The organism is Liquorilactobacillus sicerae (assembly GCF_029916425.1).
Lineage (GTDB): Bacteria > Bacillota > Bacilli > Lactobacillales > Lactobacillaceae > Liquorilactobacillus > Liquorilactobacillus sicerae.
The window spans coordinates 1-642 of record NZ_JAHAVQ010000090.1; the positions used below are offsets into that span (position 1 = coordinate 1).

Genomic DNA, 642 nt, shown 5'->3' on the forward strand with positions numbered 1-642 from the left:
CCCAAGTGCTCTTGGGCCATATTCCATTCTTCCCTGAAACCATCCAACAACTTTCTTCTGGGCTAGATATTTAGCAACAAGTCGTTCCGGTTCGTGAATATACTGATAATTTAGTTGGTTTCGATCTAAAATCGCTTTAATTTGCTCATTAGAAAAACTCGGTCCTAAGTAAACTTTATTTTCCGGAGTAGAAAATTTTATATTATGCTGTGTAGCCCAGAAAATTGCAGCTCCTAATGCGGTTCCTCCATCATTCGCTGCTGGTTGGATAAATAGTTGCTTTACAAACGGCAAATCATACAAAGCCCGATTTCCTTCACAATTTAGTGAAACCCCTCCGGCAAGCGCATAATTCGCTATCTTGGTTTTTGCATATACTTTTTTAGCTAAAAATGTTAGTACCTCTTCATATAGTTTTTGAACCTGGTAAGCAATAATTTGCTTTGACTACCTAAACTACCGGGATTTTCGAGAAGTTTATCCAACTCATATAATTTTTGACGATCAACTGAGTATCGATCTCCGTGATAACGAATGATCTGATGAAACTGTTTATATAGCTCTGGTACTTTCTTGCCAAACGGGGCTAGTCCCATAGTTTTCCCTTCTTGGCCAATATCCGTATATAAGCCAGCTAAATAT

2 protein-coding genes are annotated in these 642 nt (G+C 38.2%); both read right to left on the bottom strand.

From position 1 onward, the window contains the following. A partial coding sequence (locus KH893_RS11385) for a carbamoyltransferase N-terminal domain-containing protein (protein WP_345803739.1) occupies window positions 1–438 on the bottom strand: 438 nt, incomplete at its 3' end. Beyond that, window positions 396–642: hypothetical protein (locus KH893_RS11390; RefSeq protein WP_281166224.1), on the bottom strand; the 247-nt coding region annotated here is incomplete at its 5' end. The genes KH893_RS11385 and KH893_RS11390, both read right to left, overlap by 43 nt.